A 17601-nucleotide genomic window follows, 5' to 3' on the forward strand; every position below is an offset into this window, starting at 1 on the left:
GCTGCCGAAGGCTGGGAATGGAGGTGTGCAGATATGCCGCTTTCGCAGCCTTCGGCAGCTCCTACAGTTAGTTGCATTAAGTTTAGCGCCTGATCACGCCCGTCGGGTCATGCAGAATGGTCCGGGTCGCCCCGGATTCGGCATTGCCGTGATCATCGCAGTCGCAAAGATATCGCTCCAGGGTATCGACGTTAAGCATCGTCATCGCCGAGCCCCATACACAGCCGGTGTCCAGGGCGTAAACATTGGGCTCATCGCAACGGCCCTCCAGCGCGGCCCAGTGACCGAAGATGATTTTCACATCGCGTGTCCTGCGGTCCTGATGCTTGAACCATGGTGCATAGCCGGGCAGGGCGGTCTCGACGCCTTCCTTGCCTTTGAGGTCCAGCTTGCCGTCGCTGGTGCAGAATCGCATGCGGGTGAAATAATTGGTGATGACCCGCAGTCGGGCAACGCCATGCAGGTCGCTGTCCCACTTGTTTGGCTCGTTGCCATACATTCCGTCAAGGAAAGGCTGATAGAGGGCATCATCGAGCAAAGCAGCTTCAACCTCAGCGGCAAGCTTGAGGGCTTTCTTCAATGACCACTGTGGAGGGATCCCTGCGTGAGCCATTGCAACGTTGCGCTCGGCGTCGTAGTGCAGCAGTTTCTGCTGACGCACCCATTGCAGCAGATCGTCGCGATCAGGTGCCTCGAGAATGTCGCGCAGGGTATCGCCTTTCTTCAGGCGCTCGATACTGCGTGAAGCAGCGAGCATATGCAGATCGTGGTTGCCGAGCACGCAGGTGACTGAGTCGCGGATGCTGTACAGAAAGCGCAGGGTTTCCAGTGATTGAGGCCCACGGTTGACCAGATCGCCCACCAGCCATAGACGATCCCTGGCCGGGTCGAAATTCACATGTTCCAGCAGGCATTGCAGTGGTTCGAGGCAACCTTGCAGGTCACCAACGGCATACACCGCCATCAGTGAAGAGACCCCGGTACCGCCAGGCGAAATGGTGCGATGACCGCATCAAAGCGTTTGCCGTCGTCAGCGAGCATTTGATACGTGCCCTGCATGTTGCCGACTTTGGTCGTCATGACGGTGCCGCTGCTGTAGGTATGGCTCTTACCTGCATCAATCAACGGCTGTTGCCCTACAACGCCCTCGCCGCGGACTTCTTCGACGTGGCCATCGCCATCGGTGATGACCCAGTGTCGGGACATCAGTTTGGCAGGGAGATCGCCGCTGTTGTGCACGGTGACGGTGTAGGCAAAGGCAAAGCGATTCTGTTCGGGTTGTGACTGCTCTGCCAGGAAGCGGGTGACGACACTGACGTCGACCTGGTATCGGGAATCGGGCATGCGTTAGGCCTTGGAAGCGGATGCGGATAGAACCGGAAAGCCGGTGGAATCAGTCTAGGACATGTAAACGATAAATGACCAATCGGACTTTGATCATATACATGCCCTACAAGCTTAGGCCTGGTCCGGTTTCTCGCTGAGCTTGTCCGCAAGGCGAACGAACGCGGCCAGATCCAGTTGCTCGGGGCGCAAGCTGCCATCGACACCAGCGGCGGTAATTTCATCGCTGCTGAGCAACAGCTTGAGTGTGTTACGCAGTGTCTTGCGGCGCTGGTTGAACGCTTCACGCACTACGCGCTCAAGCAGGCGGTGATCCTTGGCCGGGTGCGGCAGTGTTTCGTGAGGCACCAGGCGAACAATCGCCGAGTCGACTTTAGGCGGCGGGTTGAAAGCGCCCGGACCGACATTGAACAGATGCTCTACCCGGCAGTGGTACTGAACCATGATCGAAAGGCGACCGTAGTCACCGCCACCAGGCACCGCAGCCATCCGCTCAACCACTTCCTTCTGCAGCATGAAGTGCATGTCACGAATCAGGTTCGCGTTGTGCAGCAGGTGGAAAATCAATGGCGTGGAGATGTTGTATGGCAGGTTACCGACCACGCGCAGGCTGTTGGCCGGCGCGTTGAGGCTGGTGAAGTCGAACTTCAGTGCATCGCCCTGATGCAGGTTGAAGTTGGGCTTGTTGCCAAACTGGTGGATCAGGATCGGGATCAGGTCTTTGTCCAGTTCCACGACGTCCAGTTGTGCGCCGCTGCCGAGCAGGCCCTGAGTCAGGGCTCCCTGCCCAGGCCCGATCTCAAGTAGACGATCTTCCGGGCGAGCACGGATGGCTCGCAGGATCTTGTCGATCACGCCCGCATCATGCAGAAAGTTTTGTCCGAAGCGCTTGCGCGCCTTGTGTTGGAATTGCTCGGTCATGAATGAGTCTCGGCCATCTGGTAGGCGGTTTCCAGGGCGACTCGCAGACTGCCAGTGTCGATGTTGCCGGTACCTGCCAGATCCAGCGCAGTGCCGTGATCGACAGAGGTACGAACAATCGGCAGGCCTAGGGTCACATTGACGGCAGCGCCGAAGCCTTTGTATTTGAGTACAGGCAAGCCTTGGTCGTGGTACATCGCCAGCACTGCGTCGCAGTGCTCCAGATATTTGGGGGTAAATAGAGTGTCGGCTGGCAGTGGCCCGCGTAGATCCAGGCCCTCGCTGCGCAGACGCTCCAAAGCAGGTTCAATGATGTCGATTTCTTCGCGGCCCAGATGCCCGCTTTCGCCTGCATGGGGGTTTAGCCCGCAGACCAGAATGCGCGGACGGGCAATGCCGAACTTGTGTACCAGATCCGCGTGCAGGATGCGTGTCACGCGCTCCAGGCGTTCAGCAGTAATGGCGTCGGCTACTTCGCGCAGTGGAAGGTGGGTGGTAACCAGTGCAACACGCAGATTGCCGGTCGCCAGCATCATTACCACTTGCTCGGTCTCGGTCAGTTCAGCAAGAAACTCGGTATGGCCTGAAAAGGCGATACCGCTTTCGTTGATCACGCCTTTGTGCACCGGGGCGGTGATCATCCCGGCGAAGAGGCCGTCCATGCAGCCTTGGCCCGCGCGGGTCAGGGTTTGCAGGACGAACGCGCCATTGGCTTTGTTCAGTTGACCTGGGATCACCGGTTCCTGCAGTGGCGTATCCCAGACGTAAAGGCTGCCAGCGGGAGCTGCTGTGTCCGGGAACGCATCTGGCGTTACGTTGATCAGATCAACAGCCACGCCTAACTGCGTGGCCCGCTCGGAGAGCAGGTCACGGTTGGTGATTGCAATAAGGGGGTATGGCTGAGGCTGCGTGGCGAGCAGCAGGCAAAGGTCGGGACCAATGCCGGCCGGCTCGCCGGGTGTCAGTGCAAAACGCTTGGGTTTCACTGAGCAGCCTGGGCTGCGCCAGGGAGTTTGATCTCGACGTAGGCTTCGTCACGGATCTGACGCAACCAGGTTTGCAGCTCTTCGTCATACTTGCGGTTGCGCAATACCATCAGGGCCTGCTGGTCGCGTGCCTGACTGGTAGCGTCCGTGGCGCGACGGCCCAGAACTTCCAGTACGTGCCAGCCATAGGCGGTCTTGAACGGCTTGGACAAGGTGCCTTGCGGCGTGTCGTTCATGACCTGACGAAACTCCGGAACCAGCGAGTTCGGGTCTACCCAGTTCAGGTCGCCACCGTTGAGTGCCGAGCCTGGATCTTCCGAAAAGCTTTTTGCAAGATCGGCGAAGTTGTCGCCATTTTCTATGCGGTCGTAGATTTTTTGCGCCAGACGCCTGGTCTCTTCTTCGCTACGAATTTCGCTCGGCTTGATCAGGATATGACGCACGTGTACCTCGTCGCGCATCTGTGCCTGACCCTGGCCGCCACGTTTTTCCAGTAGCTTGAGGATAATGAAGCCGCCAGGTGTTCGGGCTGGAGGCGTAATATCGCCAACCGGCATCGAACCCAGCATGTCGCCAAATGGAGGTGGCAGTTGAGCTGCTTTACGCCAGCCCATGTCGCCGCCTTCAAGTGCGCTTTCGCTGGCTGAGTTGGCAATTGCCGCCTGACCGAAGTCAGCGCCTTGCTTGAGCTTGCTGTACAGGTCCTGTGCCTTGCGAGCTGCCGCCTGAATCTGATCCGACGATGCACTGTCGGGTGTAGGAATCAGGATGTTTGCCAAGTGAAACTCTTCAGATAACTGAGCTTTGCCCAGGTCGGAAGCGAGGAAGTTTTTCACTTCCTGCTCCGACACCTGAATACGCTCGGCTACACGGCGTTGGCGTACCCGGCTGATGATCATTTCCCGACGAACCTGCTCGCGAGCGTCGTTGTAGGAGAGACCGTCATGGGCCAACGCGGCGCGGAATTGTTCCACGCTCATGTTGTTACGTTCAGCAATGGTGCCGATCGCCTGGTTCAGCTCTTCATCAGTAATGCGAATACCGGCGCGGTCGCCCAGTTGCAGTTGCAGGTTTTCCAGAATCAGACGTTCCAGAACCTGTGGCTGCAGTGCCTCGGCGGGCGGAACACCCGAGCCGCGCTTGGCGATGGTCTGTTGAACTTCGCGGACACGTTGGTCCACTTGGCTCTTCATGATCACGTCGTTATCGACGATGGCCGCCACACTGTCCAGTTGCTGGACTGCAGCATTCGCTGCAGTCCCCAGGAACAACGCGCCCAGCAACAGCGGGCGCAGACAATCAGAAAGCTTGGTCTTCACGTTCACGATAACCTTGGATGCCTTTGTCGAGGAAGCTATCTACTTTGGCGCCGGTCACGCCGCCTAGCCCCTTCAACACGATTTGTAGGAATACGCCGCGGTCGCCTTTTTCGTTCTCAGGTTCGTTCTGGCTGAACTCGTCGTAATCGATCCAGTAACGACTGATCAGGCGCAGCTTCCAGCAGCAGTTGTCATATTCGAAACCACCGAAAGCTTCGATTGTGCGATTGCGGTTGTAGTCGAACTGCCAGCGGCTAATTGCGTTCCACTGCGGCACGATTGGCCAGATGACCGAGAAGTCGTGCTGCTGGATCTTGTAGTAGTCCTTCACGTAACCCGGTTGGCCCGGAGTGCCGTAGTCACCACCGCCCACACTCCATCGCCCTGTGTTTTGGTCATAACGGACCAGATCATCACGATAGCGGTAGCCGACATTGACGACCTTGTTCGGGTTGTCTTCAGGCTGATAGTGGAACATGGCGCTGCCGGAGCGGGTGCTGTGGCTGTCCGGATCCCAGTTGAAGTCCGAATTGAAGCGCAAATCGCGGTTAAAGCGGTATTCATACTCAAGCGCATAAGGCGAGACGTTAGCTTGTGCGTCGTCACGGTCCTTGAAGACCACACCCGGCAACTGTACTTCGCGATCCTTGAAGTAAACCGCCTGACCAATGCTGAAACGTTGGCGTTCAAATCCGTCGTCTTCGATCCAGCGATTGGTAACGCCCAGCGACAGCTTGTTCTCGTCGCCGATACGATCGGAGCCGACAAAGCGGTTGTCGCGGAACAGAGAGCTGTAGTTGAACGTGGTTTCGGAAGTGTCGAATACCGGGATGTCAGACTGGTCTTTCTCTGGCACGTAGAGATAGAACAGGCGTGGTTCCAGGGTTTGACGGTAGTCCTTGCCGAACCAGTTTGTGCTGCGGTCAAAGTACAGGCCACTATCGACACTGAAGATCGGAACGCTGCGGCTCTGGCTGCTGCTGTACTGTTCACCGTCAAGCAGGGTTGCCTTGCCTTGGCTGTCCAGATCCAGATCGTACTGCGTATAGACGTACTTCAGCTTTGGTGTCAGGTACCCATAGCTCCAGTTCAGCGGCAGGCTGACCGAAGGTGCTAGGTTCAAACGGTCACCGTTGGCGCGAGCAAGACCTGCGACACGAGTGTCCAGGCGTTCTTCCGAGATGCCGTCCTGATCAACGTAGTTGCCATTGCGCAGGTCGCGGTCAAATCGTACGGCTTCGGTTTCATAATCGAACTGCAAGCCGCCCGGGTGGTAAGGCAGAGCCCCGTTAAAGGTGATCTGCGGCAGGCGGTCGTAAGGCGTAATCTTGGACACGGTTGCGAGTTTGTACGCTTGCGCGTTGATCGCCGCCGTGTACGTGTCACCGCGGTAGGTCAAGGAGCCTTGCTGGTTAACGTACTCGCGGGTTTCCACGCCGATCTGGCTGGTTTCCAGATCCTGGAAGTAATACGGATCACTGATGTCGGTGTAGTCAACCTGGGTCAGCCAGCGCGAATCGAGACCGCCCTTGTGCTGCCAGTTGATCATCCAGCGAGTGTCTTTGTAATCGGTCTGCAGTTTGCGTTCGTCATCATCGTCGTTGAGGTACGCGCCGCCGAACTGACCTTCGCTGGTTTTGGTCAGGTAGCGGAATTCGCCTTCCATCAACATGCCGCGTTTGGACATGTAACGAGGATAGAGCGTGGCATCGTAGTTTGGTGCCAGGTTGAAATAGTACGGTGTCACCAGCATAAAGCCGGTATCACTGCTGGTGCTGATGGACGGTGGCAGGAAACCAGACTGGCGACGATCATCGATCGGGAAGTAGATATACGGGGTGTAGAACACCGGTATGTCTTTGACCCGAAGGGTGGCGTTGGTGGCAGTACCGAAACCGGTGGCCGGGTTCAGCGTGATGTTGTTACCTTTGAGCGTCCAGGCATTGCTGTTCGGTTCGCAGGTGGTGTACGTACCGTCCTTGAGGCGAATAATCGCGTTCTCGGCACGCTTGGCGTACAGGGCGTTACCGCGCACGTTCGACTTGTGCAGAACATACTCTGCGTTGTCGATCTGTGCTTCACCGGTGTCCAGTTGCAGCTCGGCACGGTCACCCACGATGAGGGCACCGTTGTCGCGCATGCGAACATCACCGTTCAACTCGCCGCGGTTTTCAGCCTGATACAGGTTGGCCTCCTGGGCCTGTACCTGCATGCTGCCCTGGCGCATGACGACGTCACCGGCTAGCGAGGCGATCTGTTCTTCTTGTTGATAACGAGAGGCCTTGGCACCGATGAACATCGGAGCCTCTTTCATTGGCGTCTTGTCATCCATGCCAGGACGGATCGGCTCGACATAGGCCCCGGAGCAGTAAGGCCCGGTTTCTGCCAACTGCGCAGGCGTCAGGCTTTCGCGAGGAACCCAGTCCAGGTGGCTGTAGTCAGCACTACGCGACTTGAGGCCGCGTCCTTTGGCTTCGGTCACCAGTTGGGTCTTGGCCACGGCTGGTTCGCTGGTGGAGCTACTGTCCGACGTAACCGTGCCATTGGAGCTGACCGACGTAGCGCTATGCACTGGACGCGGAGGCAGCTCGACTGCATTGGTTTTCGGCGCACAATTCCAGGCACCCGAAGCAGAGACTGAGCAGTCATACTGTTCCGCGGCAACCACGAACTGAGTGGCTAGAGGTTGCATCGCCAGCAAACTGCCGGTTACGAGCAACGGAAATTTTTTACGAAACGCGGGGGATTTCAATGCCATCTTATTAGTCCGGGCTTCCTGCGCGCCATCTGCCCGCGGGGGGGCCGCACGCCTCTCGATGGGCTGAAAAAGATGTCGGATAATAAAGCATGACCCGCTTGACGGCTAGCGCCGTCGGAGACCCTTGCAATGCCAGATCAAGATGTACGCCTGCAACACCTGAAAACTTGGCTCGATGAGCAGCTTCCTGCGCTCTTCCTGGCTCGAGGATGGGGCGCGATACCCCCGGCCACATTGACTGCGGCCAGTAGCGATGCCAGTTTTCGACGTTATTTTCGTTGGGAGGGTGGTGAGCGAACTTTTATTGTGATGGACGCTCCTCCCCCCCAGGAAAACTGTAAACCGTTTGTAGATATCGCTCATTTGTTAGCCAAATCAGGGATTAATGTTCCTGAAATTTATGCCGAAGATCTTGTTCAAGGCTTTTTACTGCTGAACGATCTCGGACGAAAAACCTATCTCGACGTTATTGACGAGCACAATGCGGACTCGCTGTTTGCCGATGCTTTTGATGCGCTGCTGGCTTATCAGCAGTTGCCGATGGATGCGCCGCTACCCAGTTATGACGTCGCCTTGCTACGTCGCGAACTTGAGTTGTTTCCTGAGTGGTATGTGCGCAAGCATCTTGGAATCGACTTTGACCAACAACAGCTCGCGAGCTGGCAGCGTGTCAGTGACCTGTTGATCGAGAGCGCGCTGGCGCAGCCCAAAGTGCTGGTGCACCGCGACTTTATGCCTCGGAATCTGATGCTCAGCGAACCCAATCCGGGGGTGCTGGATTTCCAGGATGCGGTCTACGGGCCGGTCACTTACGACGTGACATGCCTGTTCAAAGATGCATTTCTGAGTTGGCCTGAGGAGCGTGTCCACGCGTGGCTGAAGAGTTACTGGGACAAGGCGCGTGGGCTGGGCATTCCCGTTCAGGACGATTTCGAGGCATTCATGCGTGCCAGCGATCTGATGGGCGTGCAGCGGCATTTGAAAGTCATCGGTATCTTCGCCCGTATTTGCCATCGTGACGGCAAACCTCGCTATCTGACAGATGTCCCGCGCTTCTTTGCTTATATAGAGGCGGTACTGAAGCGGCGTCCCGAGTTGGCTGAATTGGCAGATCTGCTGAGCAGCCTTAAGCGACCGGCGGGCGGATCAGTCTGAATCGCTTCGCGAAATTAGAGTCGTTACTAAAATAAGGTTATCGATTGTGTTGAAGAGACTTGCATGAAAGCGATGATTCTCGCAGCAGGAAAAGGCGAGCGAATGCGCCCGCTGACACTGCACACACCCAAGCCGTTGGTCAGGGCAGGCGGCGTGCCGCTGATTGAGTACCACCTTCAAGCCTTGCGCGATGCAGGGTTTCATGACGTGGTGATCAACCACGCATGGCTCGGACAGCAGATTGAAGATTATCTGGGTGACGGTCAGCGTTTAGGGCTGCACATTGCTTATTCGCCTGAAGGCGAGCCGCTGGAAACGGGAGGCGGTATTCTGCGCGCGTTACCGCTGCTGGGTGACCAGCCTTTTGTGGTTGTGAGTGCGGATGTATGGACCGACTACGACTTCAATGCGTTGTGTGTCCCTCTTGCCGGTCTGGCTCATTTGGTACTGATCGATAATCCGGCGCATCACCCGGAGGGCGATTTTTCGTTGATCGACGGGCAGGTTCGTAATTCCAGCGAGGCCGGTACCAGGCTTACCTACAGCGGTATCGCCGTTCTTCATCCGAAACTGTTTGCTGGCTGCCAGGAAGGGGCTTTCAAGCTAGCGCCGTTGCTGCGTGAAGCGATGGACCGGGGGCAGGTGACCGGTGAGCACTTCACCGGACGCTGGGTTGATGTCGGCACCCACGAGCGTCTTGCTCAGGTCGAGCAGTTGCTCGCGGCGGGCCGCTGAATGCTTTGGCCATCCACCCTTTTAGGTGCCGGAGCCGGGTTCGCCATTGCCAGCATTCCGGGTGCTTTGCTGGGCGCGTTGTTGGGTCAGGCGCTGGATCGACGTCTGGCGCTGCAAAGCTGGGCGCAACTGCGTGAACGGATGAGGGGGCGAGTTGCGCTGCGCGATGATGAATTGCTGTTCGTGTTGCTGGGGCGACTGGCCAAAAGTGACGGCCGGGTTGTGGAGCAGCACATTCAGCAAGCCCGCGTTGAAATGCGTCGTATGGGCATGAGCGAATCTGCTCAGCGCAGGGCTATTGCAGCTTTCAATCGTGGCAAGGAGGGGGGCGATAATCTTCGCGGTTATCTGCGTCGGCTGGCGCCTCAACCTCATACGGCTGAAGGTCTGCTGCGAGCCTGTTGGCGTATGGCATGGGCCAACGGTAAACCTTCACGGGGCGAACGAGACCTGATCATTTGGTGGGGTAAATGGCTAGGCTGGCCGGCAGCCAGGGTTGATTCTTTGGCCGCCGAGCACGAGGAGGCTCCCCGAAAACCGCTGGGTAACAACAGTAACGATTACCAGGCAGCTTTGAAGCTGCTCGGTGTGCAGGCCGATACCGAGCCTGCGCATGTAAAGCGCGCCTATCGCCGTCTGCTCAGTCGGCATCACCCGGATAAAGTGGCTGGTTCAGGCGCGAGTCAGTTGCTGGTGCGTGATGCGACTGACCGGACTCAGGATTTGCATAATGCTTATAAAGTGATCAGGGCGCGGCGCGGGTTTTGATCATGGTGTTGTGCTTTATTCTGTGGGAGCAGCATTTGCGCTCCGTCAATCATCTTTACTGCGCCTCAACCCACCCGCGAACCCTGCGGAACATCTGTTCCTGTTCGGCGGCGAAGTTGCCTGGAATTGCAGTAAGCGGAATCTGGCTATACCCCGGCCCTTTTGTCCGCTTGCTAACCTGCAAGCGTTCAACAGCTGCTTTGTGGGTGGCGTCCTTGTAAATAAAGTCCGAGGTTTTCACTTTAAGGCTCGGTATCAGTTCGGTCAGCAGTGGTTTGGCGTCCGCAGGCTCTCGCGCTGTGACCATGGCAAATTTCTGCACCAGTGGCGCCGGGCGCTCGCTCAGATAGCGTGCTGCCCAGTAGGCGCCGCTGCCATGACCGAGCAGCACGATGCTGCGGGCCTTGTTCTGTTGAGCGAAGCTGATGCCGCTTTCAATACGGGCAAAAATGCGTTCGGCCTGGGCGTTTGCCTGTTCTTCAGCCGCGGCGGCTCTTGCGGTTGCGGCAGCGGCTTCTTTTTCTGCCGCTGCTGCCTTGTCAGCTTCGCTGGCCGCTGCGTCCTTGGGAGTTTCTTTAGGTTTTTCGGCCGCGCTGGCATCGGTGGGCGCAGACTCCGCTTCACGTGCCTGGTTGTAGTCAGCCAGTTGATCGGGCATGGTCAGGCTCAGGCTGGCCCAACCGATATCCGGAAACTTGCGACGTAGCGGGCCTACTGTATCCGGTGAGTCTGCCGACTCGTCCGCACCGGGAATAATAATCACCGCGCCTTTGGGGTCTTCAGTGTTGGCGGGTTTCCACAAGGCGAGGAAACTGTCTTCGCCGGCCTGTAACTGCTGCTGATCTGCAACGGGCAAACGCCCTTCAAGGGCCAGCGCGTCTTCTTGGGTGCGTGGTAACAGCGGTGCCCTTTCCACGGCAGGTTCGGTTGCAGCATCTTTTGCAGGAGCGGGATCAGCCGCCATGACAGGCAACGCGCAAGGTAGTATCAGCGCCAGACAGAGCGAAGGAAGCGTTGCGCGAAATGTGTAGGACATTGGATATTCCAGGCCAGAAACTATCCCGGCAGCCTAATGGGTTGGTAAGGATTTGTCAGGCCCATGCTTGAGCTGCGCCTCGCTTCAAACGACTACATGGAACTCATGGGAACGACACCTTGATGATGGTTCTGCTGCGCACTGGAGTTATCGGCTGTCTGGCCCTGCTCTTGATGATTTTCAACACCATCGCTTGGGCTGATTCGGAGCCTGCCGTGTCGACGCCGCTGTCGGCAGAGCAACGCGCGTGGCTTGCAAAGCGTGGCCCGTTGCGAGTCGGGCTGGTGATGCAGGCACCTTATGCTCAGCTTGATCGTCGCCAGCAGCAGCTTTCCGGTGCCAACGTTGACCTCATGAACCTGCTCGGCAGAAGCCTGCAAACTGAACTGCTTTGGCGTAACTTTCCTGATCAGGCCGCTTTGGAAGAAGCCTTGGCGCAAGGCATGGTAGATATCGCCCCCGGCCTGACGCAAACCCCGGCCGGCCTTCGTATCTGGCTGTTTTCGGATCCCTACATGCGGGTTTCGCAACTGGTGGTGGGCGAGCGCGACGGTTCTGGTGTCGTGGATCTGGAGAAGCTCGACAGCCGCACGCGTGTGGTGATTCGTATGCCCAGCGTGACCGCCGACTATTTGCGCAACACCTATCCCCATATCAATTTGCAAGGCGTGCCACTGGATCGGCAAGCGCTGCAATTGTTGCTGAGCCAGCAGGCGCGCTATGCCGTGCTCGATGAGGCGCAGCTCAGCCGTTTGTCTAGGGAACCGGAGTTTGCAGGGCTGAGTATCGTCGGTGATATAGGGTTTCCCCAATTGCTTCGCGTCGCTTCCCGTCGAGATGCGCCTGAGTTGGCCGAGATTGTCAGTGCCGCTCTGCACGCTATTCCGGCCAAGGAGCTTGATCAACTGCATGCACGCTGGCTGCCACTTAATGCGGTAAAAGCCAGCGAGTCGCCAGGCTTCTGGCAAAACATTTGTCTGTTGCTGCTGGTATTGCTGCTGGCCAGTTTCGCCATCGTTATCTGGCAACGGCGTCAGCAACAGGTACTGGAGCGCGAAGTGCTTGCGGCTCGTGAGGAGCTGGCGTTGCGGGCTGCGGGGGAAGAGGCGCTGCGCCTGGCACAGTTTTCCATCGATCAAAGCACGGTAGGGATTCTCTGGGTCAATTGGGACAGCCGTGTGCGCTACGCCAATCAGGCATCAGAGACCATGTTGGGATACGTCAGCGGCGGCGTGGTTAATCGCCCGTTGATTGATTTCGAACCTACCTTGCACATGGATCGCTGGCTGGGCCTATGGAAAAGCGCGCGCTCCAGCGAAGGCATTGCTCAAACGTTCGAAACCAATTGTGTGCGCGCCGATGGCGGCGTTCTGCCGGTTGACGTCTCCTTGAGTTTCCTGCGCTTCGAGGAGTCCGAGTATCTGGTGGTTTTCCTCACCGACGTGACCGAGCGCCGCCGTTACCACGAACAATTGCGTGAACTGTCGGCGCACCTGGAGAGCGTGCGCGAAGAAGAAAAGGCCCGCATCGCACGAGAAGTTCACGACGAGTTGGGTCAGATGCTGACCGTGCTCAAGCTGGAAACGTCCATGTGCGAACTGGCCTACGCCGACCTTGATCCAGGTCTTCGGGATCGACTCAACAGCATGAAGCGTTTGATATCCCAGCTGTTCCAGCTGGTACGTGATGTGGCGACCGCGCTTCGCCCGCCGATCCTCGATGCGGGTATTGCTTCGGCCATCGAGTGGCAGGCGCAACGGTTCGAAGCGCGCACTCAAATTCCGTGTCTGGTGGACGTGCCTGATAATTTGCCAACGCTTAGCGATGCCTTGGCTATTGGCATGTTCCGGATTCTTCAGGAGGCGCTGACTAACGTTATGCGTCACGCTCAGGCGCACACCGTAGACGTGAGTCTGACGCTGGATGAGGGCGTAATGTGCCTGGCCATTGCCGACGACGGCATCGGCTTTGTCCAGCCACAGGGTAAGGTCGTTTCGTTCGGTCTGGTAGGCATGCGCGAGCGGGTGTTGATGCTTGGCGGCAGATTGGAACTGGACAGCGAGTCAGGTGAAGGCACAGCCTTGCGCGTCTATATTCCGTTGCGTCAAACCGGGCAGGAGCAGCAAACGTGATTCGTGTACTGGTAGCTGAAGACCACACTATTGTTCGTGAAGGCATCAAGCAGTTGATCGGCCTCGCCAAGGATTTGCTGGTGGTGGGCGAAGCCAGTAACGGTGAGCAGTTGCTGGAAACTCTTCGCCAGACCGAGTGCGAAGTGGTGCTGCTGGATATCTCCATGCCCGGTGTGAATGGCCTTGAAGCGATCCCGCGGATTCGTGCGCTGACCAACCCGCCCGCAATACTCGTGCTGTCGATGCATGATGAAGCGCAGATGGCGGCGCGGGCCTTGAAAGTCGGGGCCGCCGGTTATGCGACCAAAGACAGTGACCCGGCGCTGCTCTTGACTGCGATCAGGCGGGTAGCAGCGGGCGGTCGTTACATTGATCCGGACCTTGCCGACCGCATGGTCTTTGAAGTTGGTCTTACAGATAACCGGCCGCTGCACTCATTGTTATCTGAGCGCGAGTTCTCGGTGTTCGAGCGACTCGCCCAAGGCGTCAACGTCAATGACATCGCGCAGCAGTTGAACCTGAGCAGCAAGACCATCAGCACTCATAAAGCGCGGCTGATGCAGAAGATGAACCTGCATTCTTTGGCTGATCTTGTGAAATATGCGATGGAGCATAAGTTGTTGTGATCTGAAAACGACATCCGTGCTCAGCTCTGAAACCGCAATCGCGAGCAAGCTCACTCCTACAGATGATCGCAATCCCTTGTAGGAGTGAGCTTGCTCGCGATTGGGCCCTCAAATGCCTCAAGACTGACATACCTATCCCCGCCATCCGTGTAGGGCAATCCCTACCCCAATCTCTCCTACCCCCCGATTTTCGCGGCTCCCAGCCTAAACTAGGCTGACCGCACGCAGACAAAACAAAGGTGTGGGTAATGAGCAACGTCGATTCAAGCGCTGGGGCTAATGATGTTCTGGTCAGCTTCCGTGGTGTGCAGAAGAGCTACGACGGCGAAGCCCTTATCGTCAAAGACCTTAATCTGGACATCCGCAAAGGCGAATTCCTGACCTTGCTCGGCCCGTCAGGCTCTGGCAAGACCACCAGCCTGATGATGCTGGCCGGTTTCGAAACTCCGACCGCAGGCGAAATCCTCCTGGCAGGGCGCGCCATCAACAACGTGCCGCCGCACAAGCGCGATATCGGCATGGTGTTTCAGAACTACGCCCTGTTCCCGCACATGACCGTCGCCGAAAACCTGGCTTTTCCGCTGACCGTCCGCGGTATGAGCAAAACCGACGTCAGTGAGAAGGTCAAACGTGCATTGGACATGGTTCAGCTCGGCACTTTCGCCCATCGCTACCCTGCGCAATTGTCCGGCGGTCAGCAGCAGCGCGTGGCTCTGGCTCGCGCCTTAGTGTTCGAACCGCAACTGGTTTTGATGGATGAACCGTTGGGCGCACTGGACAAGCAACTGCGTGAACACATGCAGATGGAAATCAAGCATCTGCACCAGCGCCTCGGTGTCACCGTGGTGTATGTGACCCACGATCAGGGCGAAGCGCTGACCATGTCCGACCGTGTGGCCGTGTTTCACCAAGGCGAAATCCAGCAGATCGCGCCACCGCGCAATCTGTATGAAGAGCCGAAAAATACCTTCGTGGCCAACTTCATCGGCGAAAACAATCGCCTCAACGGCAAGCTGCTCAGCCACACCGGCGAGCGTTGCGTCGTTGAACTCGAGCGGGGCGAGAAGGTTGAGGCGCTGGCGGTCAATGTCGGTCAGGTCGGCGACGCGGTGACGTTGTCGATCCGCCCTGAACGCATCAGTTTGAATGGCAACAGCGAGAGCTGCGTAAACCGTTTCTCCGGTCGCGTTGCAGAGTTTGTGTATTTGGGCGACCACGTTCGTGTGCGCCTGGAAGTGGCAGGCAAAACCGACTTCTTCGTCAAGCAGCCCATCGCCGAGCTGGACCCGGCCCTGAGCGTTGGCGACGTTGTGCCAATTGGATGGCAAGTCGAGCATGTTCGCGCGCTCGATCCCTTGCAGCACGTGCATTGATCTACAAATAAAAAGGCATCAGCCAGAGGCGAACCCATCGCCCATACGCATATACCAACACTGCTCGTGGAGAAAACAATCAAATGCTCAAATCTTTGAAACTCACCGCAATTACGCTGGGCATGATGTGCGCCGCGCAAGCCATGGCCGCTGACCTGACCGTCGTGTCGTTTGGCGGTGCCAACAAGGCCGCTCAGGAAAAAGCCTTCTACGCACCTTGGGATAAAGCTGGCAACGGCAAAATCATCGCCGGCGAATACAACGGTGAAATGGCCAAAGTCAAAGCCATGGTCGACACCAAAAGCGTGTCCTGGGACCTGGTAGAAGTTGAATCGCCAGAGCTGGCGCGCGGCTGCGACGAAGACATGTTCGAGGAGCTGGATCCAGCTCTATTCGGCGACAAGTCGAAATACGTACCGGGCGCGATCTCTCATTGCGGAGCGGGCTTCTTCGTCTGGTCCACCGTGCTGGCTTACAACGCCGACAAACTGGCTACAGCTCCGACCGGCTGGGCTGATTTCTGGAACACTGAAAAATTCCCGGGCAAGCGCGGCCTGCGTAAAGGCGCCAAGTACACCCTGGAATTCGCCCTGATGGCTGACGGCGTTGCGCCAAAAGACGTCTACAAAGTGCTGGCCAGCAAAGACGGTCAGGACCGCGCGTTCAAGATGCTCGACAAGCTCAAGCCAAGCATTCAGTGGTGGGAAGCGGGCGCACAGCCGCCGCAGTTTCTGCAATCGGGTGATGTGGTCATGAGCTCGGCCTACAACGGTCGGATCGCAGCGGTCGCCAAAGAAAGCAAACTCAAAGTGGTATGGACCGGCGGCGTTTACGACTTCGACGCATGGGCCATTCCGAAGGGCTCGAAAAACGCCGAAGCGGCGAAGAAATTCATCGCTTACACCCTGCAGCCTGAGCAGCAGAAGACCTTCTCGGAAAACATCGCTTACGGTCCGGCCAATACCGATGCCGTCAAACTGTTGAGCGCTGAAACTCTGCAGAACATGCCGACTACCCCTGAGAACATCAAGGATCAGGTGCAGATCGACGTAGCGTTCTGGAACGACAACGGTGAGCAACTGGAACAGCGCTTCAACTCTTGGGCTGCCAAGTAAGCGCATCAAGTTGAGTGTGATCCGGGCGCGTTCCCTAGAGTAGGGAATGCGCCCCTCGTTTAAAGATTTCGGAGTTCGCTATGGCCACCGCCGTGCCCCTGACTGAAGGCGCCAGCCCCAACTTGAAGCAACGCCTGGCTCGTGCCGAGCGGGTCAACCGCTGGAAGGCTCAAGCCTTGATCGCGCCGTTAGTGATCTTCTTGCTGCTGGTGTTTCTGGTGCCAATCGTGGCGCTGCTCTACAAGAGCGTCGGCAACCCGGAAGTGGTCAATGCTTTACCAACTACCGTGATCGAAGTTGCCAAGTGGGACGGCAAGGGTTTGCCCTCGGAGCCGGTCTACAAGGCGCTGAGCATGGACCTGGCACAAACCCGCAAGAATTCGACGTTGGGCGATTTGTCCAAGCGTCTGAACATGGAACTGGCTGGCTATCGCAGCCTCCTGACGAGCACCGCGCGTGCGCTGCCGTTCAAAGAAGAACCCGCCTCTTATAAAGATGCACTCGAGGCACTGGATGAGCGTTGGGGGGATCCGGCCTATTGGCAGGTGATCCGCCGTAATACCAGTAGCGTCACCCCTTATTATTTGCTGGCTGCAGTAGATCACCGCATTGATGACCTCGGTGAAGTGGCGCCTGCGACCCCTGATCAAGCGATCTATCTGGACATCTTCGCCCGCACCTTCTGGATGGGCTTTGTCATTACCCTGATCTGTCTGGCGCTGGCTTACCCGCTGGCGTACTTGCTGGCCAATCTGCCTGCGCGGCAGAGCAACCTGTTGATGATTCTGGTCTTGCTGCCGTTCTGGACGTCGATTCTGGTCCGGGTCGCTGCCTGGATCGTCTTGTTGCAATCCAGCGGCCTGATCAATGGCGCGCTCATGGCCATGGGCATCATCGATAAACCGTTGGAGCTGGTGTTCAACCGGGTCGGCGTTTACATCTCGATGGTGCACATCATGCTGCCGTTCATGATCCTGCCGATCTACAGCGTCATGAAAGGCATCTCGCCCACCTATATGCGTGCTGCTATCTCTCTGGGTTGCAACCCGTTTGCCAGTTTCTGGCGCGTGTACTTCCCGCAAACCTATGCCGGGATCGGCGCGGGTTGCCTGTTGGTGTTCATTCTGGCGATTGGTTACTACATCACTCCGGCTTTGCTGGGCAGCCCGAATGACCAGATGGTCAGCTACTTTGTCGCCTTCTATACCAATACCAGCATCAATTGGGGCATGGCTACGGCGCTGGGCGGTCTGCTGCTGTTGGCGACCATCGTGCTTTATCTGATCTATAGCTGGCTGGTCGGCGCCAGCCGCCTGCGTTTGAGCTGAGGAGA

At 57.5% G+C, this 17601-nt stretch carries 15 protein-coding genes; 8 read left to right on the plus strand and 7 right to left on the minus strand.

The window, feature by feature from the left end; translation table 11 throughout:
• Positions 1-82 precede the first annotated feature (82 nt).
• The 6 genes from ABRP31_RS01080 to ABRP31_RS01105 all read right to left on the minus strand — a co-directional run bounded on the left by ABRP31_RS01080 (position 83) and on the right by ABRP31_RS01105 (position 7328).
• A complete protein-coding gene (locus ABRP31_RS01080) occupies positions 83-964 on the minus strand; it encodes a symmetrical bis(5'-nucleosyl)-tetraphosphatase (protein ID WP_349971088.1) in 882 nt (293 codons plus the stop codon).
• On the minus strand, positions 964-1344 hold the full coding sequence (apaG, locus tag ABRP31_RS01085; RefSeq protein ID WP_349971089.1) for a Co2+/Mg2+ efflux protein ApaG: 381 nt from the start codon (positions 1342-1344) through the stop codon (positions 964-966). The genes ABRP31_RS01080 and apaG overlap by 1 nt, the downstream gene beginning before the upstream one ends.
• Positions 1345-1458: 114 nt before the next feature.
• Positions 1459-2265 (minus strand): 16S rRNA (adenine(1518)-N(6)/adenine(1519)-N(6))-dimethyltransferase RsmA, encoded by an 807-nt coding sequence (gene rsmA / locus ABRP31_RS01090; RefSeq protein ID WP_087268674.1) that lies wholly within the window; start codon positions 2263-2265, stop codon positions 1459-1461.
• Entirely contained in the window at positions 2262-3251 is a 990-nt protein-coding gene (gene pdxA / locus ABRP31_RS01095; protein ID WP_349971090.1) for a 4-hydroxythreonine-4-phosphate dehydrogenase PdxA, read from the minus strand. The genes rsmA and pdxA overlap by 4 nt, the downstream gene beginning before the upstream one ends.
• A complete protein-coding gene (gene surA, locus ABRP31_RS01100) occupies positions 3248-4570 on the minus strand; it encodes a peptidylprolyl isomerase SurA (RefSeq protein WP_167384353.1) in 1323 nt (440 codons plus the stop codon). The genes pdxA and surA overlap by 4 nt, the downstream gene beginning before the upstream one ends.
• Positions 4551-7328, minus strand: a complete 2778-nt coding sequence (locus tag ABRP31_RS01105; RefSeq protein WP_349971091.1) for an LPS-assembly protein LptD — start codon at positions 7326-7328, stop codon at positions 4551-4553. Before ABRP31_RS01105 ends, surA begins: the two co-directional genes overlap by 20 nt.
• A 129-nt stretch (positions 7329-7457) precedes the next feature.
• Between ABRP31_RS01105 and ABRP31_RS01110 the strand changes: the two genes are divergently transcribed.
• The 3 genes from ABRP31_RS01110 (at position 7458) to ABRP31_RS01120 (ending at position 9986) form a co-directional block, all read left to right on the plus strand.
• On the plus strand, positions 7458-8483 hold the full coding sequence (locus ABRP31_RS01110; protein ID WP_349971092.1) for a phosphotransferase: 1026 nt from the start codon (positions 7458-7460) through the stop codon (positions 8481-8483).
• A gap of 63 nt (positions 8484-8546) precedes the next feature.
• Positions 8547-9218 (plus strand): N-acetylmuramate alpha-1-phosphate uridylyltransferase MurU, encoded by a 672-nt coding sequence (gene murU, locus ABRP31_RS01115; protein ID WP_349971093.1) that lies wholly within the window; start codon positions 8547-8549, stop codon positions 9216-9218.
• The gene (locus tag ABRP31_RS01120; protein WP_349971094.1) at positions 9219-9986 is read left to right on the plus strand and encodes a TerB family tellurite resistance protein; all 768 of its coding nucleotides are present in this window, start codon (positions 9219-9221) and stop codon (positions 9984-9986) included.
• 55 nt (positions 9987-10041) lie between these two features.
• On the opposite strand, the gene ABRP31_RS01125 is transcribed toward ABRP31_RS01120, so the two are convergent.
• Positions 10042-11022, minus strand: a complete 981-nt coding sequence (locus tag ABRP31_RS01125; RefSeq protein WP_349971095.1) for an alpha/beta hydrolase family protein — start codon at positions 11020-11022, stop codon at positions 10042-10044.
• A gap of 122 nt (positions 11023-11144) precedes the next feature.
• On the opposite strand from ABRP31_RS01125, the gene ABRP31_RS01130 reads away from it, so the two are divergent.
• The 5 genes from ABRP31_RS01130 (at position 11145) to ABRP31_RS01150 (ending at position 17596) form a co-directional block, all read left to right on the plus strand.
• Complete coding sequence (locus ABRP31_RS01130; RefSeq protein WP_349971096.1) at positions 11145-13154, plus strand: histidine kinase; 2010 nt, start codon at positions 11145-11147, stop codon at positions 13152-13154.
• Entirely contained in the window at positions 13151-13780 is a 630-nt protein-coding gene (locus tag ABRP31_RS01135) for a response regulator transcription factor (RefSeq protein WP_087268700.1), read from the plus strand. The genes ABRP31_RS01130 and ABRP31_RS01135 overlap by 4 nt, the downstream gene beginning before the upstream one ends.
• Positions 13781-14028: 248 nt before the next feature.
• The gene (locus ABRP31_RS01140; RefSeq protein WP_349971097.1) at positions 14029-15153 is read left to right on the plus strand and encodes an ABC transporter ATP-binding protein; all 1125 of its coding nucleotides are present in this window, start codon (positions 14029-14031) and stop codon (positions 15151-15153) included.
• A gap of 83 nt (positions 15154-15236) precedes the next feature.
• Entirely contained in the window at positions 15237-16268 is a 1032-nt protein-coding gene (locus ABRP31_RS01145) for a polyamine ABC transporter substrate-binding protein (RefSeq protein ID WP_349971099.1), read from the plus strand.
• 80 nt (positions 16269-16348) lie between these two features.
• A complete protein-coding gene (locus ABRP31_RS01150) occupies positions 16349-17596 on the plus strand; it encodes an ABC transporter permease (RefSeq protein WP_349971100.1) in 1248 nt (415 codons plus the stop codon).
• The last annotated feature ends 5 nt before the right edge of the window (positions 17597-17601 follow it).

It is taken from the genome of Pseudomonas caspiana, assembly GCF_040224095.2.
In the GTDB taxonomy this organism is placed as follows: domain Bacteria; phylum Pseudomonadota; class Gammaproteobacteria; order Pseudomonadales; family Pseudomonadaceae; genus Aquipseudomonas; species Aquipseudomonas caspiana.

Excerpts from the sequence above, each read along its gene's own strand:
- ABRP31_RS01130 (WP_349971096.1), top strand. The coding sequence starts at position 11,145 with ATGATGGTTCTGCTGCGCACTGGAGTTATCGGCTGTCTGGCCCTGCTC.
- ABRP31_RS01140 (WP_349971097.1), top strand. The coding sequence starts at position 14,029 with ATGAGCAACGTCGATTCAAGCGCTGGGGCTAATGATGTTCTGGTCAGC.
- ABRP31_RS01150 (WP_349971100.1), top strand. The coding sequence starts at position 16,349 with ATGGCCACCGCCGTGCCCCTGACTGAAGGCGCCAGCCCCAACTTGAAG.
- ABRP31_RS01145 (WP_349971099.1), top strand. The coding sequence starts at position 15,237 with ATGCTCAAATCTTTGAAACTCACCGCAATTACGCTGGGCATGATGTGC.
- ABRP31_RS01105 (WP_349971091.1), bottom strand. The coding sequence starts at position 7,328 with ATGGCATTGAAATCCCCCGCGTTTCGTAAAAAATTTCCGTTGCTCGTA.
- ABRP31_RS01080 (WP_349971088.1), bottom strand. The coding sequence starts at position 964 with ATGGCGGTGTATGCCGTTGGTGACCTGCAAGGTTGCCTCGAACCACTG.
- apaG (WP_349971089.1), bottom strand. The coding sequence starts at position 1,344 with ATGCCCGATTCCCGATACCAGGTCGACGTCAGTGTCGTCACCCGCTTC.
- ABRP31_RS01120 (WP_349971094.1), top strand. The coding sequence starts at position 9,219 with ATGCTTTGGCCATCCACCCTTTTAGGTGCCGGAGCCGGGTTCGCCATT.
- ABRP31_RS01125 (WP_349971095.1), bottom strand. The coding sequence starts at position 11,022 with ATGTCCTACACATTTCGCGCAACGCTTCCTTCGCTCTGTCTGGCGCTG.
- murU (WP_349971093.1), top strand. The coding sequence starts at position 8,547 with ATGAAAGCGATGATTCTCGCAGCAGGAAAAGGCGAGCGAATGCGCCCG.
- rsmA (WP_087268674.1), bottom strand. The coding sequence starts at position 2,265 with ATGACCGAGCAATTCCAACACAAGGCGCGCAAGCGCTTCGGACAAAAC.
- ABRP31_RS01110 (WP_349971092.1), top strand. The coding sequence starts at position 7,458 with ATGCCAGATCAAGATGTACGCCTGCAACACCTGAAAACTTGGCTCGAT.